At 52.4% G+C, this 26,231-nt stretch carries 23 protein-coding genes, 1 tRNA gene and 2 other RNA genes; 10 read left to right on the top strand and 16 right to left on the bottom strand.

Translation table 11 applies throughout. From position 1 onward, the window contains the following. Positions 1 to 67: 67 nt before the first annotated feature. Positions 68 to 685 (bottom strand): thymidine kinase, encoded by a 618-nt coding sequence (gene tdk / locus ACLD3P_RS06260; protein WP_000068097.1) that lies wholly within the window; start codon positions 683 to 685, stop codon positions 68 to 70. A gap of 662 nt (positions 686 to 1,347) precedes the next feature. Here tdk and hns point away from each other — a divergent pair. Then, positions 1,348 to 1,761 carry a histone-like nucleoid-structuring protein H-NS gene (hns, locus tag ACLD3P_RS06265; RefSeq protein ID WP_001287383.1) on the top strand — a complete coding sequence of 138 codons (414 nt, stop codon included), beginning with the start codon at positions 1,348 to 1,350 and terminating at the stop codon, positions 1,759 to 1,761. 131 nt (positions 1,762 to 1,892) lie between these two features. Here hns and galU read toward each other — a convergent pair whose 3' ends face one another. The 3 genes from galU to rssA form a co-directional block, all read right to left on the bottom strand. Continuing rightward, positions 1,893 to 2,801 (bottom strand): UTP--glucose-1-phosphate uridylyltransferase GalU, encoded by a 909-nt coding sequence (galU, locus tag ACLD3P_RS06270; RefSeq protein ID WP_000729450.1) that lies wholly within the window; start codon positions 2,799 to 2,801, stop codon positions 1,893 to 1,895. A 202-nt stretch (positions 2,802 to 3,003) separates the two neighbouring features. Next, a complete protein-coding gene (rssB, locus tag ACLD3P_RS06275; protein WP_000193432.1) occupies positions 3,004 to 4,017 on the bottom strand; it encodes a two-component system response regulator RssB in 1,014 nt (337 codons plus the stop codon). A 90-nt stretch (positions 4,018 to 4,107) separates the two neighbouring features. Beyond that, positions 4,108 to 5,013: a patatin-like phospholipase RssA gene (gene rssA, locus ACLD3P_RS06280; RefSeq protein ID WP_411006691.1), complete on the bottom strand. Its 906-nt coding sequence runs from the start codon at positions 5,011 to 5,013 to the stop codon at positions 4,108 to 4,110. Positions 5,014 to 5,123: 110 nt separating this feature from the next. On the opposite strand from rssA, the gene ACLD3P_RS06285 reads away from it, so the two are divergent. The 5 genes from ACLD3P_RS06285 (at position 5,124) to ACLD3P_RS06305 (ending at position 7,076) form a co-directional block, all read left to right on the top strand. Next, positions 5,124 to 5,582: a YchJ family protein gene (locus tag ACLD3P_RS06285; RefSeq protein WP_115285964.1), complete on the top strand. Its 459-nt coding sequence runs from the start codon at positions 5,124 to 5,126 to the stop codon at positions 5,580 to 5,582. Between the two features lie 50 nt (positions 5,583 to 5,632). Further along, positions 5,633 to 6,475 carry a formyltetrahydrofolate deformylase gene (gene purU / locus ACLD3P_RS06290; protein ID WP_001191156.1) on the top strand — a complete coding sequence of 281 codons (843 nt, stop codon included), beginning with the start codon at positions 5,633 to 5,635 and terminating at the stop codon, positions 6,473 to 6,475. A gap of 170 nt (positions 6,476 to 6,645) precedes the next feature. Beyond that, positions 6,646 to 6,787: non-coding RNA, RtT sRNA (locus ACLD3P_RS06295), on the top strand. Between the two features lie 28 nt (positions 6,788 to 6,815). Beyond that, a tRNA-Tyr gene (locus ACLD3P_RS06300) sits at positions 6,816 to 6,900 on the top strand. A gap of 44 nt (positions 6,901 to 6,944) precedes the next feature. After that, positions 6,945 to 7,076: non-coding RNA, RtT sRNA (locus ACLD3P_RS06305), on the top strand. Positions 7,077 to 7,286: 210 nt separating this feature from the next. Here the strand turns inward: ACLD3P_RS06305 and narI are convergent. From narI to narK, 5 genes are all read right to left on the bottom strand, one after another. Continuing rightward, the gene (gene narI, locus ACLD3P_RS06310) at positions 7,287 to 7,964 is read right to left on the bottom strand and encodes a respiratory nitrate reductase subunit gamma (protein WP_076935308.1); all 678 of its coding nucleotides are present in this window, start codon (positions 7,962 to 7,964) and stop codon (positions 7,287 to 7,289) included. Further along, positions 7,964 to 8,674, bottom strand: a complete 711-nt coding sequence (narJ, locus tag ACLD3P_RS06315) for a nitrate reductase molybdenum cofactor assembly chaperone (RefSeq protein ID WP_000571667.1) — start codon at positions 8,672 to 8,674, stop codon at positions 7,964 to 7,966. The genes narI and narJ overlap by 1 nt, the downstream gene beginning before the upstream one ends. After that, on the bottom strand, positions 8,671 to 10,206 hold the full coding sequence (narH, locus tag ACLD3P_RS06320) for a nitrate reductase subunit beta (RefSeq protein WP_000702629.1): 1,536 nt from the start codon (positions 10,204 to 10,206) through the stop codon (positions 8,671 to 8,673). The genes narJ and narH overlap by 4 nt, the downstream gene beginning before the upstream one ends. Beyond that, a complete protein-coding gene (locus tag ACLD3P_RS06325; RefSeq protein ID WP_000032887.1) occupies positions 10,203 to 13,946 on the bottom strand; it encodes a nitrate reductase subunit alpha in 3,744 nt (1,247 codons plus the stop codon). The genes narH and ACLD3P_RS06325 overlap by 4 nt, the downstream gene beginning before the upstream one ends. A gap of 387 nt (positions 13,947 to 14,333) precedes the next feature. After that, complete coding sequence (gene narK / locus ACLD3P_RS06330) at positions 14,334 to 15,731, bottom strand: nitrate transporter NarK (protein ID WP_000019848.1); 1,398 nt, start codon at positions 15,729 to 15,731, stop codon at positions 14,334 to 14,336. A gap of 340 nt (positions 15,732 to 16,071) precedes the next feature. Between narK and narX the strand changes: the two genes are divergently transcribed. After that, complete coding sequence (gene narX / locus ACLD3P_RS06335; protein WP_411006467.1) at positions 16,072 to 17,868, top strand: nitrate/nitrite two-component system sensor histidine kinase NarX; 1,797 nt, start codon at positions 16,072 to 16,074, stop codon at positions 17,866 to 17,868. Further along, positions 17,861 to 18,511, top strand: a complete 651-nt coding sequence (narL, locus tag ACLD3P_RS06340) for a two-component system response regulator NarL (protein WP_001633832.1) — start codon at positions 17,861 to 17,863, stop codon at positions 18,509 to 18,511. The genes narX and narL overlap by 8 nt, the downstream gene beginning before the upstream one ends. On the opposite strand, the gene ACLD3P_RS06345 is transcribed toward narL, so the two are convergent. After that, on the bottom strand, positions 18,512 to 19,936 hold the full coding sequence (locus ACLD3P_RS06345) for a YchO/YchP family invasin (RefSeq protein WP_001116352.1): 1,425 nt from the start codon (positions 19,934 to 19,936) through the stop codon (positions 18,512 to 18,514). It lies immediately after the preceding gene. Between the two features lie 176 nt (positions 19,937 to 20,112). Here ACLD3P_RS06345 and ACLD3P_RS06350 point away from each other — a divergent pair, with 176 nt between their 5' ends. Beyond that, complete coding sequence (locus ACLD3P_RS06350) at positions 20,113 to 20,466, top strand: DsrE/DsrF/TusD sulfur relay family protein (protein WP_001179794.1); 354 nt, start codon at positions 20,113 to 20,115, stop codon at positions 20,464 to 20,466. 79 nt (positions 20,467 to 20,545) lie between these two features. On the opposite strand, the gene chaB is transcribed toward ACLD3P_RS06350, so the two are convergent. Continuing rightward, entirely contained in the window at positions 20,546 to 20,776 is a 231-nt protein-coding gene (gene chaB / locus ACLD3P_RS06355) for a putative cation transport regulator ChaB (protein WP_001146392.1), read from the bottom strand. Between the two features lie 266 nt (positions 20,777 to 21,042). Between chaB and chaA the strand changes: the two genes are divergently transcribed. Continuing rightward, entirely contained in the window at positions 21,043 to 22,143 is a 1,101-nt protein-coding gene (gene chaA, locus ACLD3P_RS06360) for a sodium-potassium/proton antiporter ChaA (protein ID WP_000148418.1), read from the top strand. Between the two features lie 53 nt (positions 22,144 to 22,196). Here the strand turns inward: chaA and kdsA are convergent, their stop codons facing one another. Genes kdsA through prfA form a run of 5 tightly spaced genes read right to left on the bottom strand, consistent with a single transcriptional unit; the run spans position 22,197 to position 26,203 of the window. Further along, on the bottom strand, positions 22,197 to 23,051 hold the full coding sequence (gene kdsA, locus ACLD3P_RS06365) for a 3-deoxy-8-phosphooctulonate synthase (RefSeq protein WP_000811046.1): 855 nt from the start codon (positions 23,049 to 23,051) through the stop codon (positions 22,197 to 22,199). 37 nt (positions 23,052 to 23,088) lie between these two features. Then, positions 23,089 to 23,898, bottom strand: coding sequence for an invasion regulator SirB1 (gene sirB1 / locus ACLD3P_RS06370; RefSeq protein ID WP_001257065.1), 810 nt, complete (start codon positions 23,896 to 23,898; stop codon positions 23,089 to 23,091). Positions 23,899 to 23,901: 3 nt separating this feature from the next. Continuing rightward, entirely contained in the window at positions 23,902 to 24,291 is a 390-nt protein-coding gene (gene sirB2, locus ACLD3P_RS06375) for an invasion regulator SirB2 (protein WP_076935314.1), read from the bottom strand. After that, positions 24,288 to 25,121 (bottom strand): peptide chain release factor N(5)-glutamine methyltransferase, encoded by an 834-nt coding sequence (prmC, locus tag ACLD3P_RS06380; RefSeq protein ID WP_000347310.1) that lies wholly within the window; start codon positions 25,119 to 25,121, stop codon positions 24,288 to 24,290. Before prmC ends, sirB2 begins: the two co-directional genes overlap by 4 nt. Further along, positions 25,121 to 26,203 carry a peptide chain release factor 1 gene (gene prfA, locus ACLD3P_RS06385; RefSeq protein ID WP_000804703.1) on the bottom strand — a complete coding sequence of 361 codons (1,083 nt, stop codon included), beginning with the start codon at positions 26,201 to 26,203 and terminating at the stop codon, positions 25,121 to 25,123. The genes prmC and prfA overlap by 1 nt, the downstream gene beginning before the upstream one ends. Between the last annotated feature and the right edge of the window lie 28 nt (positions 26,204 to 26,231).

The following is a 26,231-nucleotide window of genomic DNA, read 5'->3' on the forward strand; positions in this document are numbered from 1 at the left end:
AGGAGGCCTGAATAATGACGTCCAAAGCGCTACAGGGCGTTTTGTAAGCCGATCGTTACCTCGGGTATCATATGTGCCGATGACGCTCCTGAATCGCCGTCAGTGAGCCCTCCTCCAGCGCGTCCTTATAATGCTTACGGCAAACTGAAACGTAGCGTTCATTCCCGCCAATAACCACCTGTTCGCCTTCGTTATAAGGCCTGCCGTCCTGATCAAGGCGCAGAACCATACTGGCTTTACGACCGCAGAAACAGATAGTTTTTAATTCCACCAGCTTATCTGACCATGCCAGCAAGTATTGGCTGCCGACAAAGAGCTCCCCACGAAAGTCTGTTCGTAGCCCATAGCAAAGTACTGGAATATCTAATTTGTCGACAACCTCGGATAATTGATAAACCTGCTGGCGAGTCAAAAACTGGCTTTCGTCGACTAACACGCAATGTATTGTCTGCCGCGCGCTCTCGGCACGAATCTCTTCAAACAAGGATGTATTTTGGTTAAACAATTTTGCCGGCGACGACAAACCGATACGAGAGCTGACTTTGCCTGCGCCGAAACGATCGTCGATTTCCGCCGTATATACGACGGTACGCATCCCGCGTTCCTGATAATTGTATGAAGATTGCAGCAGTGCAGTCGACTTACCCGCATTCATTGCCGAATAGTAGAAATATAGCTGTGCCATTGGTCGCAGGACCTCACCTGAGTGAAATAAAGATTGGCGGGATTGTACCATAATTTACCGACGCGACGGCGCGGCTCGCGCTCCGGTGAGTATTAAGAATTGTACAAACATCGCTCACTATACCCAAAATAATTCGAGTTGCTTAAAGGCGGCAAGGGAGTGAGTGCCCAGGAGCATAGATATCTATGTGGCTGGGGTGAGCGAGCGTAGCCAACACATAAGCAACTTGAAGTATGAAGGGTATATACACATTCCTTCACAAATTATGCCGTTAAAATTCATCAACAATGCTTATCATCACCCGCCAATATGAAAACCTTGTACTTATTGTTACCGTTACTCATACCCGGTGCAAAGTAATAGGGTTTTCTTGTAAGGAAAGCTAATACAAGAGATTGATATCTCTGCAATGAGATCGTATTTCATCATGATAAAATGTGACCTGACTCCTAAATTTTTAGCGACAGACGGTGAGTATCCCCCCTACCAATAAGCTCTTTTTTGTGCGGCGCCTCAAGGAAAATTTAAGTTGAGATAATTAAAACGTGTGCTTAATAAAGCGTAATTTTGAATTCCTTACATTCCTGGCTATTGCACAACTGAATTTATCGCTCTATTATTAGCTCAACAAACCACCCCAATATAAGTTTGAGATTACTACAATGAGCGAAGCACTTAAAATTCTGAACAACATCCGTACTCTTCGTGCGCAGGCAAGAGAATGTACTCTGGAAACGCTTGAAGAAATGCTGGAAAAATTAGAAGTTGTCGTTAATGAGCGTCGTGAAGAAGAAAGCGCTGCTGCTGCTGAAGTGGAAGAACGCACTCGTAAGCTGCAACAGTACCGTGAAATGTTAATTGCCGACGGCATTGACCCGAATGAACTGCTGAATAGCATGGCTGCCGCTAAATCCGGTACCAAAGCTAAACGCGCAGCTCGTCCGGCTAAATATAGCTATGTTGACGAAAACGGTGAAACTAAAACCTGGACTGGCCAGGGTCGTACACCGGCTGTAATCAAAAAAGCAATGGAAGAACAAGGTAAGCAACTGGAAGATTTCCTGATCAAGGAATAATTTACTTCCTGGATGCTTAAAATCCCGCCGCTGGCGGGATTTTTTTTGCCTGAGTTCTCCGCTGACGATCCCAGGCATAAAAAAAGCGCCGGATTTAACAGCGCTTCTGTTAAAAAATTTATAACGTATCGTTACTTCTTAATACCCATTTCTTCTTCAAGCCAGGCTTTAAATTCAGCACCCAGCGAATTATGACGGATGCCATATTCAACGAATGCCTGCATATATCCTAACTTATTACCACAGTCATGGCTTTTACCCTTCATGTGGTAGGCTTCAACCGTTTCTTTTTCGATCAGCATATCGATAGCATCGGTCAACTGAATTTCATCCCCGGCGCCCGGAGGGGTTTTCGCCAGCAACGCCCAGATATCCGCGCTCAACACATAACGCCCGACAATCGCAAGGTTAGACGGCGCGACATCCGCTTTTGGTTTTTCAACCACGCCAACCATCGGCACACTTTCGCCCGGCGCCAGCTCAACGCCTTTGCAATCTACCACGCCGTATGCAGTCACATCTTCTACTGGCTCAACCATAATCTGGCTATTGCCGGTTTCGTCGAAACGGCGGATCATTTCAGCCAGGTTATCCTGAGACAGGTCGGACTCATATTCGTCAAGAATAACGTCTGGCAGAATAACAGCGACAGGTTCGTTTCCGACAACGGGATGCGCACACAATACGGCATGGCCCAGGCCTTTTGCCAGCCCTTGACGTACCTGCATAATAGTGACATGCGGAGGGCAAATAGACTGAACCTCCTCCAGAAGCTGACGCTTAACGCGTTTTTCCAGCATCGCTTCCAGCTCAAAACTGGTATCAAAGTGGTTTTCAATAGAGTTTTTAGACGAGTGCGTAACAAGCACGATTTCAGTAATGCCAGCAGCGATACATTCGTTCACGACGTACTGAATTAATGGCTTATCAACCAGCGGCAGCATCTCTTTCGGGATAGCTTTGGTCGCTGGCAGCATCCTGGTTCCCAATCCCGCGACCGGGATAACGGCTTTTTTGACTTTCGAATTAAGGGCAGCCATTTAAAATTCTCCTGGACTGTTCATGTATTGAACGTGTTCATTAATCTGTATCGTGTTCCAGTATATCAGTACCAGAACAAGCCTCAGGTCCAAAAAGGACTTATATTGGTATAATTAAGACAAATACTTATAAATCTGCCGCAGATAGTAACACTCGTCGGGAAAGGCCGGTAAAGCAATTTCCGCTCACTCTTCCGTTTGGTCATTCCGCAGACAACATCAATCGCAGACGCCCTCCTGCGCCCCATATTTGACACTGCCATGAGTCGCAACGCTGGCTTAATTGGTTAAGGTAGGCGTTACCCAATGTTCCTAGCGGCACGCCGCTGCTAATTTGAACCTGATGAGCGCCCGTATTTAAGGTGGCGTTCAATCCGGCGGAGACGAGAATCAAATTTTTGAGCTCACTGTGATAGTAGCCGACAAATAGCGGGAATTGCCCAGGTAAATTGGCTTGTCTGAGCAGATGATTTACCTGTTTTAATAGCGCGCCTAACTCCGGTAAACGGTGCTTTTGTTGGCCGAGCTGATCCTGCAATAAGCCGTTAAATAGCGCCCGCAGCAACAATGCGGCTAACACGCCGTTATCGCCCGCCCGGGTGACATCCAGGCAATAAAATGCCAGTTCGTTATCAGATAGCGGCGCAATATCCAGCACCAGTCCAGGCTGATCGGCGGAGACGAGCTGCCGGTAATTAATGCGGCAATGAGAAATCACCTGCTGTACCGGGGGCTGCAATTCCTGCAACAATTGCGCTGCGGCGGTCGGATTACTCACCATTGCATCCCAGTCACGAAACAGGCGTTCTTCTTCTTCAACCCGCGAGTTAAACATATTAGGGTATAAGCAAGCGAATACGGTTTCCCGCAAGCGGTTGAGATCTTTTACCGGCTTCAGCAAGACATCTTCAACCCCAAGGCGTAACGCTTTGGCGATATCCGCCATATTTTCTGTTGCGGAAATAACCAGAATAGGCGTCTGGTCTCCGCGATTACGTAAGTTTTCTACCAGTTTGAGACCGTTCATTCTCGGCATAGCGATATCACATATCATGAGATCAGGGGTAAAACGCCCCATCAACTCCAGGGCATCCACCCCGTCGCCTGCCAATGCCGTTGTCGCTCCCAAAGAGGAAAACCACGAATCCAGAAGCGAGCGAAATACAGGCTCGTCTTCAACAATAAGAATCTGTTTTCCGACCAATGGCTGCGTCATGTTCTCTCCCCTGACTGGCTTTAATCAATAGTGGCATGGTATTGCCGCTTGCGCCTGTCAGAATTTGCTTAAGTGATCGTAAAAGGTACATTAAACGTCGGTACGCACCAAGGGTATAAGTTCGTCCATCTTTTTCTCTACGGCTAACTGACCCGCCGCAATAGCGGCATGGGCGCGATGAAAATCCAGCGTAGAGATTTGCGGACAGAATGGTTGAATGAGAATATCAGGCGGATCGCCAGCCATACGGTTACGTTTAAGACGATTTTCCAACACCTGAATGGAGGTTGTCATGATTTCCATTGCCCCAGGCGAACTCACGCCACGGCGTGAAGTCAGGCCACTGAAACGTTCTTTTAAACGCTTATGCCAGGGCAGCGCATCATCGCTCTCTTCATTGATATTCCCGACATTTACAGAGAGCAAATCTTGCTGCATGAGGTGGGCATCATGTTGCAGGTCTACCGCAATAACGATATCAGCCCCCAGCGCCCTGGTTAACGAAACAGGTACCGGATTAACGACTGCGCCATCTACCAGCCAGTAACCGTTATGCTCAACCGGAGACATCAGCCCTGGCATACTGCACGACGCGCGTACGGCAAGGTGTAGATCGCCTTCAGTAAACCATAGCTCTCGTCCAGTGCTAAGATTCGTCGCGACCGCGCCAAAACGTCTTGAACAGTGGTCAAAATCCGTGACGGGCATAATATCCCGATAGGGATTAAATACGCGTTCGCCGCGAAGCAACCCTCCTCTGCCCCAGGATACATCCATCAGGCGTAAAACATCCCAGTAGCGGAATGAACATACCCACTGTTCAAGCGCCGATAATTTATTACAGGCATACGCGGCGCCGACCAGTGAACCTATTGAGCATCCTGCAACGATATCAATATCAATGCCTGTTTGCTTGAGGGCTTTGATGACCCCAATATGAGACCATCCTCTCGCTGCGCCAGATCCCAGCGCCAGCCCTATTTTCATTTTTCTCATCGTACTTAACGACTTCCCCTGGCTTCAAGACGTAGCAACATCGCCACTGCTCAGTTAACATAATGCCACCCTGGCGTTCAACGCCGTTTTTTATATTCAGGGAGATTATTGTGTCTCAGCCTTGTCCCTGTGGTAGCGCTGACGAGTATAGCCTATGTTGTGGTCGTATTGTGTCCGGAGAACGAGTAGCACCCGATCCGTCACATCTCATGCGCTCTCGTTACTGCGCTTTTGTGATGAAAGACGCAGATTACTTAATTAAGAGCTGGCATCCAACCTGCAATGCGGCCGCGTTTCGTGATGATATCATCGCCGGATTTGCCAATACCAGGTGGCTCGGCCTGACTATTTTTGAACATACCTGGTCAGAAGCAGAAAATACAGGGTATGTTAGTTTTATCGCGCGTTTTTCCGAACAAGGGAAAATCGGGGCGATTATCGAACGTTCTCGTTTTATCAAAGAAAACGGTCAGTGGTATTATATTGACGGTACCCGCCCGCAGTTGGGTCGAAATGATCCCTGCCCGTGCGGTTCAGGCAAAAAATTTAAAAAGTGCTGCGGCCAGTGACGCCTGACAGTATCGATACAGCAAACACTCTCAACAGGATTTTTCCGGCAATGCAATCACTACAACGTAAAGTTCTGCGTACTATTTGTCCCGATCAAAAAGGCCTTATCGCGCGGATTACCAACATTTGCTATAAGCACGAGCTTAATATTGTGCAAAACAATGAATTTGTGGACCATCGCACCGGACGCTTTTTTATGCGGACCGAGCTGGAAGGCATCTTCAATGATTCCACTCTCCTGGCCGATCTGGACAGCGCCTTACCGGAAGGCTCTGTTCGTGAACTCAATCCCGCCGGACGCCGTCGGGTAGTGATTCTGGTTACCAAAGAGGCGCATTGTCTGGGCGACCTGCTGATGAAAGCCAACTATGGCGGGCTGGATGTTGAAATCGCCGCGGTCATTGGCAACCATGAAACGTTACGCTCGCTGGTTGAACGTTTTGAGATCCCTTTCGAACTGGTCAGCCATGAGGGATTAACGCGTGAAGAGCATGACACGAAGATGGCGGACGCCATTGATGCCCATCAACCGGACTATGTAGTGCTGGCCAAGTATATGCGTGTTTTGACGCCAGGTTTTGTGGCGCGCTTCCCGAACAAAATTATCAATATCCACCACTCATTCCTGCCGGCGTTTATCGGCGCGCGTCCTTATCATCAGGCCTATGAGCGCGGCGTGAAAATCATCGGCGCTACCGCGCACTATGTGAATGATAATCTGGATGAAGGCCCAATCATTATGCAGGACGTGATTCACGTCGATCACACCTACACCGCAGAAGATATGATGCGTGCCGGGCGCGACGTTGAGAAAAACGTATTAAGCCGCGCGCTGTATCAGGTTCTGGCGCAGCGGGTCTTTGTTTACGGCAATCGGACGATTATTCTTTAATCGTCAGTAATATGAATTGATTAGCTTTAATCCGTTACGGATGAAAAGTACGCAAACAGTTCATTTCAGGCAAAGGAATGCTTTACAGCGGCGTGTCATTTGATATGATGCGCCCCGCTTCCCAAAAGGAAGCGGGCCAGTATTAAGCATTACCCCGTGGTGGGGTTCCCGAGCGATCATAAGGGAGCTGACTGCAAATCTGCCGTCATCGACTTCAAGGTTCGACTCGAGCAATAGTGAGAGAACGTTGCCGCAGGCAACGGCCCGAAGGGTGAGGAGCTTTAGCTCCGAATAATCCTTCCCGCTATAGAATGCAAGCAGCATAATGAATTTACCCCATGGTGGGGTTCCCGAGCGGCCAAAGGGAGCAGACTGTAAATCTGCCGTCATCGACTTCGAAGGTTCGAATCCTTCCCCCACCACCATCACTCCCGTCGCGTATCTTATCCCCGTTAAGCATAGTGTCTCATATCTCTCCGTACGGGGAAGGATGAGAAGCTTCGACTAAGGTTCGATTCGAGCGAAAGCGAGAAAGCGTTGCCGCAGGCAACGACCCGAAGGGCGAAGCGCGCAGCGCTGAGTCATCCTTCCCCCACCACTATCACTTCCCAGTCGCACTTCAGCAAAATCAAACCTTAATGTCCTATATTCTGCCCTCAATACTTGCCCGCAATATGCCTGATGCGCTGCGCTTATCAGGCCTACAGGAGAGTTGACGCCTGCGTAGGCCGGATAAGGCATTTATGCCGCCATCCGGCAAACAGCCATAAAAAAACTCCGCCGAAGCGGAGTTTAGGGCATCGAGAGAAAATCAGTGACGTGCACGAACAATCTGGTATTTGCGGGTCAGGTACTCGACCGGCACGCTCCAGATATGCACCAGGCGCGAGAATGGGAATAACAGGAACAGCGTCATCCCCAGTACCAGGTGCATACGGAAGATAAAGGCTACACCGTCCAGATGTGCGGATGCGCCACCGTGGAAGGTCACAACTGACTGCGCCCACCCGACCAGCTTCATCATTTCACTCCCGTCCATATGCTGGGCGGAGAACGGAATGGTCAGCAGACCCAGCGCGCACTGAATCACCAGCAATGAGAGAATCAAAATATCTGCGGCGGTAGTAGTGGCGCGGACACGTGGGCTAAACAGGCGACGCTTGAGCAGTAAAATACCGCCAACCAGCGTCAGCACGCCGCAGGCGCCGCCGGCAATCATCGCCATCTTCTGTTTCACGTCGACCGGCAGAAAAGCTTCATACATCCAGTGCGGCGTTAACATGCCCAGAAAGTGACCGACGAAAATACCCAGAATCCCAATGTGGAACAGGTTTGACGCCAGGTTCATTCCTTTGCGATCCAGCATCTGGCTGGAGGCCGCCCGCCAGGTGTACTGGCCGTAGTCGTAACGTAACCAGCTACCGATCAGAAATACCGATCCGGCAATGTACGGGTAGATATCAAAGAAGAACATATTCAGGAAGTGCATTAGTGCTGTCCTCCGGTGGTGATATTCAGATATTGCGGCGCCACGGCACCGGCAAAACGACGCTGGTGAGCGGAGATCTCCGACTCGCCACACCCCTGATCGGCGAAGAATTTCACCTGCTCTTCTTCCCAGACCGCATCCAACGCCTGTGGGGTATCATCACGTGCTTCATTCGCAATTTTTTCAGCCACTTTGTCGCTGTCGATAACGGTATTCGCCAGTTTTAACAGCAGATCGAACAGCACCGCATAACGGCTGTCACGCTGTTGCAAACGTGCGCTGAGCAACGCCAGAATCGGCGCGATATCCTGTAACCCCCCTAACGCTTCGCTTTTCGGCAATTGCGCAAGGTATTCCAGATACAGCGGCAGATGATCGGGAAGTTCGCGACTGTCGAGCTGCAAACCGTGCTGCTCATACTGTGCCATCAGGTCAACCATCGCCTGACCGCGATCGCGGGATTCCCCGTGTACATGTTCAAACAGCAGCAGCGATGTGGCGCGACCACGGTCAAACAGTTCGCTATAAGCGGCCTGTACATCCAGCAGGTCCTGCGCGGTTAAATCGCGCAGGAAAACGCCCAGAGTCTGGGCATCCTCTTTATCCAGGTTCTCAGATGACGCGAGCGCATCGAACAACTCCTGCTGATGCTGCCACAGGGCAGCATCCGGGTACTCGAGCAGACGCGAAACAATGACGAGTTCAATCATGCGTGCGGCTCCGTTTTGCTGGTCACATCAACAGCGTCGATGCGGCGGCTGTTGAACAGATTGAATTTGGTATCAGACCCGTGGCAACCATCGCCGAAGGTAAAGCCACAACCGCTTTTCTCCGGGAATGCGTCACGCGCCAGTTCACGATGGCTGCTCGGCACCACGAAACGATCTTCATAGTTGGCAATCGCCAGGTAACGATACATTTCCTGCGCCTGGGCTTCGCTTAAACCCACCTCTTCCAGCGCGCGGGTATCCACTTTACCGTCTACGGTTTCCGCACGTTTGTAGTGACGCATCGCCAGCATCCGTTTCAGTGCCAACAGTACCGGCTGAGTGTCGCCAGCGGTCAACAGGTTCGCCAGGTACTGCACCGGGATACGCAGACTGTCTACATCCGGCAGAATACCGTTGCTGCCCAGTTCACCCGCGTCGGCGGCAGACTGAATCGGCGACAGCGGCGGCACGTACCAGACCATCGGCAGCGTGCGGTATTCCGGATGCAGCGGCAGCGCCAGCTTCCAGTCCATCGCCATTTTGTACACTGGCGATTGTTGCGCCGCATCGATCACGCTCTGCGGCACGCCGTCCTTCAGCGCCTGCTCAATGACAGCCGGATCGTTTGGATCGAGGAACACGTCCAGTTGACGCTGGTACAGATCTTTTTCGTTTTCCGTACTGGCGGCGCTTTCAATGGCATCTGCGTCATACAGCAGTACGCCAAGATAACGGATACGGCCCACGCAGGTTTCCGAGCAAACGGTCGGCTGACCGGCTTCGATACGCGGGTAGCAGAAGATGCACTTCTCGGACTTGCCGCTCTTCCAGTTGAAGTAAATCTTCTTGTACGGGCAACCGGTGATGCACATCCGCCAGCCGCGGCACTTGTCCTGGTCGATCAGCACGATGCCATCTTCTTCACGCTTGTAGATAGCACCGCTCGGGCAGGTCGCCACGCACGCCGGGTTGAGACAGTGCTCGCACAGGCGCGGCAGATACATCATGAAGGTGTTTTCGAACTGGCCGTACATCGCCTTCTGCATGTTTTCGAAGTTCTGGTCTTTGGCGCGTTTTTCGAACTCGCCGCCCAGAATCTCTTCCCAGTTTGGCCCGCTGGTAATTTTGTCCATCCGCTGGCCGGTAATCAGCGAGCGCGGACGCGCGATCGGCTGATGTTTGCTTTCCGGCGCGGTATGCAGGTTCTGGTAGTCGTAATCAAACGGCTCGTAGTAGTCGTCGATGCCCGGCAGATGTGGGTTAGCGAAGATTTTACCCAGCAGCAGCGCCCGGTTGCCCATGCGCGGCTGTAGTTTGCCGTTGATTTTGCGGATCCAGCCGCCTTTCCATTTTTCCTGATTTTCCCAGTCATTCGGAAAACCAACGCCAGGCTTACTTTCTACGTTGTTGAACCACGCGTATTCCATACCTTCGCGACTGGTCCAGACGTTTTTACAGGTGACTGAACAGGTATGACAGCCGATGCACTTATCGAGATTCAGCACCATGCCGACTTGTGAACGAATTTTCATTTTACGCTCTCCTGTACCTGGTCATTGCCTTCGCCATCCAACCAGTTAATGTTCTTCATCTTACGTACCACCACAAACTCATCGCGGTTGGAGCCGACGGTACCGTAGTAGTTAAAGCCGTAGGCTAACTGCGCATAGCCGCCGATCATATGGGTCGGTTTCGGCGTAATGCGCGTCACCGAGTTATGAATACCGCCGCGCTGCTGGGTAATTTCCGACCCCGGCAGGTTTACGATACGTTCCTGCGCGTGGTACATCATGGTCATGCCCGCCGGTACACGCTGGCTGACCACTGCGCGTGCGGTCAATGCGCCGTTGCTGTTGAAGACTTCGATCCAGTCGTTATCTTCAATGCCCAGATCTTTGGCGTCGGTTTCGCTCATCCATACAATCGGGCCGCCACGCGACAAGGTCAGCATCAACAGGTTATCGCTGTAGGTCGAGTGGATACCCCATTTCTGGTGCGGCGTCAGGAAGTTGAGCGCCTTCTCCGGATTACCGTTGGATTTACGCCCCATCACCGCTTTCACCGAGCGGGTGTCGATCGGTGGACGATACACCAGCAAACTTTCGCCGAAGTCGCGCATCCACTGGTGATCCTGATACAACTGTTGGCGACCAGACAGCGTACGCCACGGGATCAGCTCGTGAACGTTGGTATAACCGGCGTTATAAGAAACGTGCTCATCTTCCAGACCAGACCAGGTCGGGCTGGAGATAATTTTGCGCGGCTGGGCCTGAATATCGCGGAAGCGGATTTTCTCTTCTTCTTTATTGGTTGCCAGATGCGTATGGTCGCGACCGGTAAACTCGCTCAGCGCCGCCCAGGCTTTCACCGCCACCTGACCGTTGGTTTCCGGCGCTAACGTCAGGATCATCTCTGCCGCGTCAATCGCCGTGTTGAGCATCGGCTGGCCTTTCGCCGGACCGTCCGCTTTGGTGTAATTGAGCTTACGCAGCAAGTCCATTTCGCTTTGCGTGTTCCAGGCAATCCCTTTCCCGCCGTTGCCGATTTTCTCCATCAGCGGGCCGATAGAGGTAAAGCGTTCGTAAGTCGCCGGGTAATCGCGCTCAACGGTCATGATGTGCGGCGCGGTTTTCCCTGGGATCAGATCGCATTCGCCTTTTTTCCAGTCTTTCACGTCCAGCGGCTGCGCCAGTTCAGCGGCAGAGTCGTGCTGGATCGGCAGCGTCACGACGTCAGTCTCTTTACCCAGGTGGCCTACACAGACTTCGGAGAATTTCTTCGCAATGCCTTTGTAGATTTCCCAGTCGCTTTTCGATTCCCAGGCCGGATCTACGGCGGCAGACAGCGGATGAATAAACGGATGCATATCCGAGGTATTCATATCGTCTTTTTCATACCAGGTCGCCGTCGGCAGTACGATATCGGAGTACAGGCAGGTGCTCGACAGGCGGAAGTCCAGCGTCACCACCAGATCCAGTTTGCCGTCCAGGCCATTGTCGCGCCACTCCACTTCCTCCGGCTTCACACCGCCCTGTTTACCCAGATCCAGCCCCTGAATACCATGCTCAGTACCCAGCAGATATTTCAGCATGTACTCATGGCCTTTACCGGAAGACCCAAGCAGGTTAGAACGCCAGATGAACAGGTTACGCGGGTGGTTTTTACCGTTTTCCGGCTGCTCGGCGGCAAAGCGAATCGAACCCTCTTTCAGGGATTTGACGGTATAATCTACCGGCGTCATACCGGCTTTTTCCGCTTCACGCGCAATATACAGCGGGTTGGTGCCTAACTGCGGTGCCGACGGCAACCAGCCCATACGCTCGGCGCGCACATTGAAGTCAATCAGATGCCCGCTATAGCGGGATTTGTCCGCCATAGGCGACAGTAACTCCTCGGCGGTCACCGTCTCGTAGCGCCACTGGCTGGAGTGGTTATAGAAGTAAGAGGTGCTGTTCATGTGACGCGCCGGACGCTGCCAGTCAAGGGCAAACGCCAGCGGCTGCCAGCCGGTCTGCGGACGCAGTTTTTCCTGGCCGACGTAGTGCGCCCAGCCGCCGCCGCTCTGACCAACGCAACCACAGAACACCAACATATTAATCAGCCCGCGATAGTTCATATCGAGGTGATACCAGTGGTTCAGACCGGCGCCAACGATAATCATTGAACGCCCGTGCGTTTTGTCCGCGTTATCGGCGAACTCCCGTGCGATACGGATGATCTGCGCCCGCGGCACGCCGGTGATCTGCTCGGCCCATGCTGGCGTATATGCTTTGGTATCGTCATAACTGGCGGCACAATTTTCATCGTTGAGGCCGCGTTCCAGACCATAGTTCGCCATGGTCAGGTCATACACGGTGGTGACTAACGCGGTAGAACCATCGGCCAGTTGCAGACGTTTTGCCGGCAGTTTATGCAGCAGGACGTTATCCAGCGCCACATGATTAAAGTACTCTGAACCTTCGCCGCCGAAATACGGGAAGCCCACGTCAGCAATCTCATCCTGGCTGCCCAGCAAGCTGAGCTGCAATTCAGTTTCTGCACCGGTAGTCCCGTCGCGCTGTTCGAGGTTCCATTTGCCTTTTTCGCCCCAGCGGAAACCAATTGAACCGTTTGGCGCCACCATTTCACCGTTGCTGTTAATGGCGACGGTTTTCCATTCCGGGTTATTTTCCTGCCCCAGCGAATCAACGAGATCGGCAGCGCGCAGCATACGACCTGCGGCATAATAACCATCACGCTCTTCAAGCATCACCAGCATTGGCATGTCGGTATAGCGGCGGACATAATCGGTGAAGTACTGGCGCGGGTTGTCGAGGTGGAATTCGCGCAGCATGACGTGGCCCATCGCCAGCGCCATCGCCGCATCGGTCCCCTGCTTCGGTGCCAGCCACAGATCGCACAGTTTGGCGATTTCGGCATAGTCCGGCGTCACCGCGACGGTTTTAGTGCCTTTGTAACGTACTTCGGTAAAGAAGTGGGCATCCGGCGTACGGGTTTGCGGCACGTTAGAGCCCCAGGCGATAATATAGCTGGAATTGTACCAGTCAGCGGATTCCGGCACGTCGGTCTGCTCGCCCCAGGTTTGCGGGGAGGCTGGCGGCAGGTCGCAGTACCAGTCGTAGAAGCTCAGGCAGGTACCGCCAATCAGCGAAAGATAACGTGCGCCGGAAGCGTAGGAGACCATCGACATCGCCGGGATGGGTGAGAAGCCCGCGACGCGGTCAGGGCCATAGGTTTTCACGGTGTACACGTTGGAAGCGGCGATCAGCTCGTTCACTTCCTGCCATGAGGAGCGAACAAAGCCGCCACGACCACGCGCCTGTTTGAAGCTTTTGGCTTTATCGGCATCTTCAATGATGGAGGCCCATGCCTCTACCGGATCGCGATGCAGTTTTTTCGCCTCGCGCCACATCTTCATCAGACGTTTGCGCATTAGCGGATATTTCAGTCGGTTAGCGCTGTAGAGATACCAGGAGTAGCTTGCCCCGCGCGGGCAGCCGCGAGGTTCATGGTTTGGCATGTCAGGACGGGTGCGCGGGTAATCGGTTTGCTGTGTTTCCCAGGTCACCAGACCATTTTTGACATAAATTTTCCAGCTACAAGAACCGGTGCAGTTCACCCCATGGGTTGAGCGCACAATTTTGTCATGCTGCCAACGTTGGCGGTATCCGTCCTCCCAGTCCCGGTTTGTTTCGAGAAGCTGGCCGTGCCCATCGGCAAAGGTTTCGCCCTTCTGCTTGAAGTAGCGAAACCGGTCCAGGAATTTACTCATCGGGTTTCTCCTGTGTGGAACCTTACGGCTCTCTGATAAATCGACATTGCTTAACTAAGGGCGAAGGTAACGCGCTGAATGGGCGTGAGAATTGATAACGATCAAGGCGGACAGGGATGCAAATGGCGCGCAAACCTCCTGCATACTCCTTTTGGAGGAGGAGTTTTATTTATATATATCACTGATTTAATTACATAAAATTAAATTTACGCACGACATGAATGTTAAATTTTCAACAAGTGGGTATTAAGGGGTATCCCCCTGGATGACCGATAAAAATGTGCGTGGTCAGCCCTGTCGCGCCTCTCTTCTTGACTATAAGTATGTTGTAACTAAATGCGGGTAAAAAAAAGCGCGGTCTAACGCCGCGCAAAGGATAATCAAAAGTTACTTTTTATTTTTAGAATGACGTCCATATACCGCCCAGGTAATAACGACGCAGGCGATATAGAAAATAAGAAAGACCTTCATCGCGCCGACTGGCGAACCGGTTAATGCTAAAGATGAACCAAACGCTTTCGGAATAAAAAAGCCGCCAATCGCGCCAATCGCGGAAATAAAGCCCAGCGCCGCCGCCGTATCGGTCGCCGCTTCACGCATGGCTCTTTCGTCCGACCCACCTTCCGCTTTTACCCGGTCCATCGTCAGTTTACGGAAGATAACGGAGATCATCTGGAAGGTAGAACCACTCCCCAACCCAGCCGTCAGGAACAGCGCCAGAAATACCCCGTAGAACGCGATAAAGCTACCGCCAACGCCGCCAGTAGGTAATGTCAGGAACAGCAGACCGCTGAAAATCGCCATCAGGACAAAGTTGATAAGCGTGACGCGAGTCCCCCCCAGACGGTCAGAAATTGCGCCGCCTGCCGAACGCGCCAGCGCGCCGATAAACGGACCGAAAAACGCATAATGCAGGATCTGCACATCCGGGAATTGCGTTTTAGACAGCATAGCGAACCCCGCGGAGAAACCGATAAACGATCCGAAGGTTGCCAGATACAGCAGACTCATGATCCACAGATGACCACGTTTGAGCACCGGCAGTTGCTCTTTTAGCGAGGCCTTAGACGTCGCCAGTTCGTTCATGCCGAACCACGCTGCCAGCGTAAAAATGGCCAGGAAAGGCACCCAAATCCAGGCCGCGTTCGCCAGATAGAGCTGAGAACCGTCCGGCTGCTCTACACCGTGGCTGCCAAAGGCGGCAAAGATAGAGAGCGAAACCACCAGCGGCGCAACCAGCTGCATCACGCTCACGCCCATATTGCCCAGACCGCCGTTCAAACCCAGCGCGCCGCCCTGCTTTTGTTTAGGAAAGAAAAAGCTGATGTTCGCCATACTGGAGGCAAAGTTCGCGCCGGCAAAACCACACAGCAAGGAAATAATAATGAAAGTGCTAAATGGCGTACTGGTATCCTGAACGGCAAAGCCTAACCATACGCAAGGCACGATGAGGATACCGGTACTGAACGCTGTCCAGCGACGTCCGCCAAATAGCGGCACCATAAAGGAGTAAGGCACCCGTAGCAGCGCGCCGGAAACAGATGGCAGCGCAGTCAACATAAAGAGCTGATCGGTCGTAAAATTAAATCCCACTTTCGGCAGGTTTACCGCCACTGCGCTAAATAGCATCCAGACGCAAAACGCCAGCAGTAAACACGGCACAGAAATCCACAGATTACGGCTGGCGACACGATGGCCGCGCTGCTGCCAGAATGCCGGATCTTCCGGACGCCATTCCGTGATAACAGCGCCAGTTGCCCTTTCCGGGGCGGATGAGTGACTCATAGACACCTCTGATTCTTGATTTGATGTCTGCCACATTAGGGTTTACTGCCGAAGGTAAGTTGATATAAATCAAAGGAAAAGTCGTCATCACCGGCGACTAAAAAGCGTTATCACCCTTAATGAGTAGGCTATTTTGGTAAAAAAGCTGTGGTTTTTCACCATGCTGTGTCTGTCTACTCCTTCCCGTCGCAGATACCTCTCTACGGCGGCAATTAAGGAGTAACTCGTTATAGGTATGGGTATACTCCGCTGTATCGTTGAGAATAGCGGCACAGCCGATTGACGCCCCTCTTTTTTGCTACGTTTTTTCGGCGACATTACCCCGAAGAAAGAAGGTAACATGTTTAAACGGTGTTTCTCTCCTCTTACGCTGGTTAACCAACTGGCGCTGATTGTCATGCTCTCTACCGCTATCGGCGTAGCGGGGATGGCGGTTTCCGGCTGGCTGGTTCAGGGCGTACAGGGTAGCGCTCATGCGATTAATAAAGCGGGCTCATTGCGTATGCAAAGCTATCGACTACTGGCCGCTGTCCCGCTGGATTCTAAAGATCAAAAGCTGCTGGATGAGATGGAGCAAACGGCATTCAGCCCGGAACTGACCCGCGCCGCTGAGCGAGACGGGCAGCAGAAGCAGCTTAAAGCGTTGCAGGATTACTGGCATAACGAACTCTCGCCAGGACTACAGCACGCGCAAAACGCGCACGCGGTCGCAGAAGATGTCACGCGCTTTGTGGCGGGCCTGGATCGCCTGGTGACGTCGTTCGACCATACTACTGAATTGCGTATCGAACGCGTGGTATTAGTTCACCGGGTAATGGCGATCTTTATGGCGCTATTGCTGGTATTTACGATTATCTGGCTACGTGTTCGCCTTTTGCAGCCCTGGAAACAGTTGTTATCAATGGCGCGCGCCGTCAGTCAGCGCGACTTTACCCAACGTGCCAATATCAGTGGACGCAATGAGATGGCCGCGTTGGGTTCTGCGCTCAATAACATGTCTGAAGAGCTGGCCGAAAGTTATGCGGTACTGGAACAGCGCGTACAGGAAAAAACAGCCGGTCTGGAACATAAAAACCAGATTCTCTCGTTTTTGTGGCAAGCCAACCGCCGACTGCATTCACAGGCTCCGCTATGTGAACGTCTTTCACCGGTACTGAATGGCCTGCAAAATTTAACCCAGTTGCATGATATTGAGCTGCGAGTCTATGACCTGGAAGATGAAGATAATCACCAGGAATTTACTTGTCAGTCGGACATCAGTTGCGATGATAAAGGCTGCCACCTTTGCCCACGTAGCGCCCTGCCGATGATTAACGGCGGCACCACTTTAAAATGGCGGCTCACCGATGCTCACACCCAATACGGTATTTTGCTGGCGACGCTGCCCTATGGACGCCATCTCAGCCACGATCAGCAACAGTTGGTGGACACGCTGGTTGAACAGCTTACCGCGACTCTGGCGCTCGACAGGCATCAGGAGCGCCAGCAGCAGTTGATTGTCATGGAAGAGCGTGCCACCATTGCCCGCGAACTGCATGATTCTATTGCCCAGTCGCTCTCTTGTATGAAGATGCAGGTGAGCTGCCTGCAAATGCAGGGCGACGTGTTACCGGAAAGCAGCCGTGAGTTACTCAGCCAAATTCGCAATGAGCTAAACTGCTCCTGGGCGCAACTGCGCGAACTGTTAACTACTTTCCGGTTACAGTTGACGGAACCCGGGCTACGTCCGGCGCTGGAGGCAAGCTGCCAGGAGTTCAGCGCCCGGTTTGGCTTTACGGTAAAACTGGATTATCAGCTTCCCCCCCGCCTGGTGCCTTCACACCAGGCGATACACCTGTTGCAAATTGCCAGGGAAGCCCTCAGCAACGCCCTTAAACACTCTCATGCCGACGATGTGGTGGTGACAGTGACGCAATGTGGCAAACAGGTCAAACTAAAAGTGCAGGATAATGGCTGCGGCGTCCCGGAAAACGCCGAACGCAGTAATCACTACGGCATGATCATCATGCGCGATCGGGCGCAAAGTTTGCGCGGCGATTGCCAGGTACGCCGACGCGAGACTGGCGGAACAGAGGTCACTGTTACTTTTATTCCAGAAACAAACTTCACAGAAACCCAGGGAGATACCCATGAATAATCAGGAACCGGCAACTATCCTGTTAATTGACGACCATCCGATGCTACGCACGGGTGTAAAGCAGCTTGTGAGTATGGCGCCCGATATCAGCGTGGTCGGAGAAGCCAGCAACGGTGAGCAGGGTATTGACCTGGCGGAATCGCTCGATCCCGATCTGATCCTCCTTGATTTGAATATGCCGGGAATGAATGGTCTCGAAACGCTGGATAAATTACGCGAAAAAGCGCTGTCAGGACGTATTGTCGTTTTCAGCGTATCCAACCATGAAGAAGATGTCGTCACGGCGCTAAAGCGCGGCGCGGACGGTTATCTGTTAAAAGACATGGAGCCGGAGGACTTGCTCAAAGCGTTACAACAGGCCGCCGCCGGCGAAATGGTATTAAGTGAAGCGTTAACGCCGGTACTGGCGGCCAGCCTGCGGGCCAACCGCTCCACCACCGATCGCGATGTAACGCAACTCACCCCGCGTGAGCGCGATATTCTGAAGCTCATCGCGCAGGGATTGCCAAATAAGATGATTGCCCGACGTCTGGATATCACCGAAAGTACGGTCAAAGTGCACGTGAAACATATGCTCAAGAAAATGAAGCTGAAATCGCGCGTGGAGGCCGCCGTCTGGGTGCATCAGGAACGCATCTTTTAATTATTGCTCCTGGAACGGTTGCCAATGCGGATTATCGTCCGGCATCGTGATAAACGGTTCAGTCAGCGCGAGCGTGATCTCATTGGAAGAGACACGCTGACCTTTTTCATCCTCAACCACCACCGATAAACGCCAGCGATTTGCCGCGCCTTCGCGGTGATCCCAGGCCGGCATAATGATTGTCCAGCCCTCGGTACTGCGGGTGTCCGTTCCTGCCGTCAAACTTAATGCCTGTGTATCGCCCTGCCAGCTCAAATGACGAATACCGTGCACGCTGCGCACCTGCAATTTTAACGCAACCGTCTCACCAGGCGTAAGATCCCAGGGCGGCGTCGCCAGAAAAACCGTTAACGTTTTACGCTGCCGATACTCCATTGTCGGCAACGAGTTACGTTGCGGCGTATCATAGCGGCTACCGCGTAATGACTGGCTTTGCGCCACTTCACTGGCGGCAAGCTGCTTTTTGAGCGGCACGCCGAAGCGGTAGTTAAGCGTCAGCCCCAGGTTATTCTGACTGACCCCGCTCTCGCCCTGTTTGTGCTGGGCGGTCATGGTAAGCAAAGGTACTGGCGTATAGTTGAGACCCAGTTTTAACGCGACAGGATTGTGATACCCCGTTCCGGAGTCAAACAGATCCACGCTATCGCCAAAGTACTGCTCCAGACTAACGCTGGTATTGATATGCTGGTAAAACGGCAGCCGCATTTGCGCGTTGATATCATACCCGCGCGCCATTCGCTGTTCTAAGGTCGCCGTATGCGTCTGCCAGTCGGCAAAAGGCTGATAATAGTTGGCGGATAAACGCAAATATTCTCCCCACGCCTCCGCGCCAAAGCCGGCGCGCTGCAGATTTTCATCCAGCAGATTATCGTAAAAGGTATTATAGCCAAGAAGCCAGCCATCCTGCGCCCAGCGCTGTCCTATGCCAACGTTGCTTACCAGTCCGTCAGTCTGTTGCGTAAGACCAAGCTGGCTCCAGGTCAGATAGCGCTGTTTATCCTGTAAAGGGATAAACCAGCTTCCGCGACTGCCGTTAAAATGACCTTCGTTATCGACGTTAATATCCACGCTGGCGCTGCCCCAGGCTGATAGCCAGCTTTCAAGCTGCTGGTTAACCTGCTCGCTGACCACATCGCGTACCTGTCCGAAAGCGAATTGCCGCGCCTGTTCACCGGTATCCAGATCGTTATTTTTCATGCTGGCTTCGCCAAACGCTTTGGCCATCTCGGCAAAATGCTTTTCCCCTTCGTGGGATTCCGGCATCATGCCTAAATCCGGCAGACGGTTTTGCGTGAAAGGGTCTTGCGCCTGCGCACGGATCGTACCGCTGGCAGCCAGCAAGAGAAGCGAGAGTGAGAATGAACGAAAAACAATACGGCTCAACGTGTCGGCAACTTCTACAACAAAAGATAAGAGGAATGGCATCAGAGTAAACCATAACGTGTCCGGACAGGTTTTGCAGCCTTTTCTCGTGCTTCCAGGAATATCCTTATTTTTTCCGCAGAGCGTCCCGGGATTTTCTCCACGCATTTGGCGGTACCCGGTTCCCGAGGTAACATAACGCCATTGCCGACAAAATTTCTCAAGGAGAAGGGTTATCCATGCAAAATATCGTCATTATCGCTAACGGCGCCGCCTACGGCAGCGAATCATTATTTAATAGCCTGCGTCTGGCCATTGCGCTGCGCGAGCAGGAAAGCCATCTCGATTTACGCCTGTTTTTGATGTCAGATGCCGTAACCGCAGGGTTACGCGGTCAAAAACCAGCCGAAGGCTACAATATTCAGCAAATGCTGGAAATTCTGACCGCGCAAAACGTACCGGTAAAATTATGCAAAACCTGTGCGGACGGACGTGGTATCACTCCCCTGCCGCTGATTGACGGTGTGGAAATCGGAACGCTGGTCGAGCTGGCGCAATGGACGCTGGCGGCGGACAAAGTGCTGACATTTTGAATCTGTACGCGGGAAAAGCTCCCGCGTCAGGATAGACTTCCGGCAAGAAAATCAGGCTAACGCGTGAGTAATACCGCGTTTATTTTTTCTTATGCCATTTATCATCCTCGCCTTTTTCATAATCGTTTTTAACCGCCGCCCAGGCGACTTTGTGTGCGGTTTCCTCGCGACTGGCGTCATCACGACGATCGGCTTTATCTTTATATTGCTCCCAGGCGCTATTAAACGCTTCTTTGTAAATGTCCTGGGCATGGGCTGGAAGAACATTCCGCACATTATCGGGTAAATCACTTTTGGCTTTATACGGCATCAGCGCCTCCGTCTTCAGGGAAAACATTAAGTGTGGTAAACAATGCGTTATTACGCCAGTCGAGGAGGATTTTTGCTTTTTACGGAAATTAACTTTTTGTTATTTAAACACTGTTAAAACAAGATGCTTGTTTTACTAACCTTGAAAGAAAAAAATCGTCTACGCCGTAAAACTACGTAAAAAACCACTAAAAAAATACAAATTTCTGCTATTTTTACCTTCTTTACTCTTTCCAAAATATTAACACCTGCACAAGGGAGACCCTCATGACACATGCCTGTGAGGCGGTGAAAACCCGCCATAAGGAGACTTCGCTTATTTTCCCGGTTCTTGCGCTGGTAGTGCTGTTCCTTTGGGGAAGCAGCCAGTCACTACCAGTGGTTATTGGCATCAATATCCTTGCACTTATTGGTATTTTAAGCAGCGCATTTAGCGTGGTCCGTCATGCCGATGTATTAGCGCACCGACTCGGCGAACCCTATGGATCGCTTATTTTAAGCCTGTCCGTCGTTATTCTTGAGGTGAGTTTAATTTCCGCGCTGATGGCTACCGGCGATGCTGCGCCAACGCTTATGCGCGATACGCTCTACTCTATTATTATGATTGTCACCGGGGGACTGGTCGGTTTCTCGTTGTTGTTGGGCGGGCGTAAATTCGCAACGCAATATATGAATTTATTTGGGATTAAGCAGTATCTTATCGCGCTGTTTCCGCTGGCGATTATTGTGCTGGTTTTTCCCATGGCATTGCCGCAAGCCAATTTCTCTACCGGTCAGGCATTATTGGTCGCGTTAATTTCCGCCGCGATGTACGGCGTATTTTTGTTGATTCAAACCAAAACGCACCAGAGCTTATTTATCTATGAACATGAAGATGAAGGCGATGATGACAATCCACACCACGGTAAACCCTCCGCGCACAGTAGCGGCTGGCATACGGTCTGGTTACTCATTCATTTAATTGCGGTCATTGCCGTTACCAAAATGAATGCCAGCCCGCTGGAGGCGTTGCTGACCAGCATGAACGCCCCGGTCGCCTTTACCGGTTTCCTGGTCGCGCTGTTAATTCTCTCGCCGGAAGGACTGGGCGCGCTGAAGGCGGTACTGAATAATCAGGTTCAGCGGGCAATGAATCTGTTCTTCGGATCGGTGTTGGCGACGATTTCATTAACCGTGCCGGTCGTCACGCTCATCGCCTGGGCGACAGGTAATGATCTGGTGTTTGGTTTAGGCGCGCCGGAAATGGTAGTGATGGTGGCCTCGTTAGTACTGTGCCATATTTCGTTCTCTACCGGACGCACCAACGTGCTAAACGGCGCGGCGCATCTGGCTTTATTTGCCGCCTATCTGATGACGATTTTTGCCTGATATAAAAAAGCCGGATAGTATCTTATCCGGCCTACACAAGCTAAAAACCGCAATCAGTTCTCGGTATCCAGCTCGTCGAAGCTTTTCACCAAATCATCAATCGCTTTTATCTGGGTCAGGAACTGCTCCAGTTTCGCCAGCGGCAGCGCGGAAGGACCGTCGCACTTCGCGTTAGCCGGGTCCGGATGCGACTCCAAGAACAGGCCCGCCAGACCGACAGCCATGCCGGCGCGCGCCAGCTCGGTCACCTGACCACGACGACCGCCAGAGGCAGCGCCAAATGGGTCGCGGCATTGCAGCGCATGAGTAACGTCGAAAATCACCGGCGAGTTGCCGGAGACCTTTTTCATCACGCTAAAGCCCAGCATATCCACCACCAGGTTGTCATAGCCGAAGTTCGCGCCGCGATCGCACAGAATCACCTTATCGTTACCGCCCTCATGGAACTTATCCACGATATTGCCCATCTGACCCGGGCTTACGAACTGCGGCTTTTTCACGTTAATCACAGCGCCGGTTTTCGCCATCGCTTCCACCAGGTCGGTCTGGCGCGCCAGAAACGCCGGGAGCTGAATCACGTCAACCACATCAGCAACAGGCTGCGCCTGGCTGGCTTCATGGACGTCAGTGATCACTTTTACGCCAAATGTCTGCTTGAGTTCCTGGAAGATTTTCATCCCTTCTTCCAGACCCGGCCCACGGTAAGAGTGAATAGAGGAACGGTTGGCTTTATCAAAAGAGGCCTTGAACACGTAAGGAATACCCAGCTTCTGGGTAACGGTTACGTAGTGCTCACAAATGCGCATTGCCAGATCGCGCGACTCCAGCACGTTCATACCGCCAAACAGCACAAACGGCAGGTCATTTGCCACCTTAATGTCGCCAATGTTAACCACTTTTTGTTTCATAGGATCGCCTTACTCTTATAGGTAAAATGTCGGTTAATTAATGTAGAACAATTTGCTTGTGCGCAATGGTGTTGATCTGCGCACGAATCATTTCGCTGATCGGGTCTTCCGGACACTGTTCAACGAAGTAGCTTAAATCAGTCAGCGCAACGTGTTCACACTCAAGCTGCGCGTAGATCAACCCGCGGTCACGGATTTCGTAAGGATCTTCCGGGTTAAATTGCAACAATGCTTCGCTAACGCGTAGCGCCAGCTCCATTTGCCGTTCCTCCATCAGCGAGGATTTCAGCGTATCCAGTAGCTTACGAATCACTTCGGCGTTATCCGCCTCGTCCAAATCTTCGTTAAACAACTCGGCGACCGGACTAATATTGCCTTTTAACCAGACTTCCAGAGTATGTTCATCAAGCGTTTCACCGTTGAACGGGTTAATCAGCCACATTTCTCCTTCCAGCGATTCAATACGCAAAATCAACTGCGTTGGGAAGATAACGGGCACCAACGGCAAATCAAGACGGTTTGCTATCCATAATAAAATAGCGCCCAACGATACCGCGCTACCCTGGCGTTTTTTCAGGACTTTATCGAGCCATAAAGCATCAGAAAGACGGTAGACGCCGCGGGAATCCGTGAACCCCCACTCGCCGTAAAAAAGTGCCAGCAATTTTTCCAGTTGCTCATCCTGAGACAGGAGCTGGCTAATTTCTTCCTGCGCCAGACTGACCAGACGTTCCAGTTCGTCGTAGACAAACTGCGTGGGAAAATCCAGGCGAATCATCTCTGATGCCAGGATCATGCCATCACACAGCGGCGCATTGTTAAATTCGAAATCAGCTAACGACCTCATGACTTACCCCAGTAACGGTATTTTTGTGGTGGCGAGTTTAATGATGATGTACAGCACCACCAGCGCCAGCGGGAAAGCGATAAAACGCGCCTGCTGGCTGCGCGCCTGACGATAATCAAGCGCAATAAAACCCAAAACGATGTAGATGATAACGCCAAACAGTTTTTCAGTCAGCCATGCGCCCGATTCCGTGAATGGCAGGATGTGCGTTTTAACGATTAACCCGATACCGCTAAACAGTAACAGGGTATCTATGACGGGAGGCACGATTCGTGTCCAGCGCGCGGCGGCCAACGCATGGCCGCAATAGCGCCACCAGTAACGAGCGATAAACAAACTGACGGAGAGCGCAACACAGATAAGATGAAGCGTGAGCAACATTGCAATTGTCATGGCGTAAAACGTCCGCAGGTCACGCGTTCATTCCCGCCATAATCACGACACGTTTCTACATCCGAGTAACCAGACCGCCTGAAAACCGCTCTTACCGCTTCGCCTTGCTGCCAACCGTGTTCCAGCAGCAGGAAGCCGCCGGGCGTTAACATCTGACGGGCGTTATCGATAATATGCGTCAGATCCGCCATACCGTTTTCGTCCGCCACCAACGCCGAGCGCGGTTCAAAGCGTACATCGCCTTCGCTAAGGTGCGGGTCCTGCGCATCAATGTAGGGCGGATTGCTGACAATCATGTCGAACTGCTGCCCCGATAGCGCGCTGAACCAACAACTTTGCAGTATACGCACATTCCGGATAGCCAAATGTTCCGCGTTGCGTATCGCCAGCGCAACCGCATCAGGCATACGATCGACCGCAGTCACCTCGCAATCCGGTCGCTCGCAGGCCAGCGCCAGCGCAATCGCGCCGGTTCCGGTGCCTAAATCCAGAATACGACAGGTTTTGACCGGCAATCGCGCCAACGCCTGTTCAACCAGACATTCGGTATCCGGGCGCGGGATTAGCGTGGCGGGAGAAACGAAGAGCGGCAGCGACCAAAATTCGCGTAAGCCCGTCAGGTACGCAATGGGTTCGCCCTGTTTACGCCGCTGCAGCAGATCCGCGAGCTGTTGTTGCTGGACGTCGGTAAGCGGCGTTTCGCCAAAGGCCATGATATACGTCCGCCCCTTGCCCGTGACGTACTCAAGCAGGATCTCGGCGTCGCGCCGGGGGCTGTCGCTGTCCCGGAGCTGGTTTACCGCCTCATGCAGCCAGTGCTGAAAATCCATTATTCCTGCTCGGATAAGGCGGCCAGCAGGTCAGCCTGGTGTTCCTGAACAATCGGCTCAATCAGCATATCCAGCTTACCTTCCATCGTTTCATCAAGGCGATATAACGTCAGATTAATACGATGATCGGTCACGCGCCCCTGCGGGAAATTATAGGTCCGGTTACGATCGCTGCGATCGCCGCTGCCAAGCAGGTTGCGGCGCGTTGACGCCTCGGCCTGCTGGCGTTTTGCCGTTTCGGCGGCGTGAATGCGCGCCCCGAGCACCGAGAGCGCTTTCGCTTTGTTTTTATGCTGCGAACGTTCGTCCTGGCATTCCACCACGATGCCGGTCGGCAAGTGGGTAATACGGATAGCGGAGTCGGTGGTGTTAACGTGCTGACCGCCCGCGCCGGAAGAACGAAACGTATCAATGCGCAGATCCGCCGGGTTAATATCCGGCAGCTCGGCTTCCGGCAGCTCCGGCATCACGGCGACGGTACAGGCGGAGGTATGGATACGCCCCTGCGACTCGGTCGCCGGAACACGCTGTACGCGGTGTCCGCCGGACTCAAATTTCAGTCGGCCATACACGCCGTCGCCGCTGATTTTGGCGATGATCTCTTTATAACCGCCATGCTCGCCTTCGCTCATGCTCATGATCTCCACGCGCCAGCGGCGCGCTTCGGCATAACGGCTGTACATGCGGAACAGATCGCCGGCAAACAGCGCGGCTTCGTCGCCACCGGTGCCGGCGCGAACCTCAAGGAACGCGTTTCGTTCATCGTCCGGATCTTTCGGCAGCAGCAGTACCTGTAACTGTTGCTCCAGTTGTTCGCTTTTTTCTTTCGCTTCGCGCAGTTCTTCCTGCGCCATTTCTCGCATTTCAGGATCGTCGAGCATCATCTGAGCCGTCTCGATATCGTCCTGAACCTGTTGCCAGTCCGTAAAACAGCGAGAAACGTCGCTTAATTGCGCATATTCGCGCGACAATGCGCGAAAGCGGTCCTGGTCGGCGATAATTCCCGCATCGCCCAGCAACGCCTGAACTTCCTCATGGCGTTCGTGCAGGGCTTCCAGTTTGGCAACGATAGAAGGCTTCATAGGCGTAAATTCACCCTGTAAAAAAGTG

The organism is Salmonella sp. 741265073_HBA (assembly GCF_046569105.1).
Classification (GTDB): Bacteria; Pseudomonadota; Gammaproteobacteria; order Enterobacterales; family Enterobacteriaceae; genus Salmonella; species Salmonella enterica.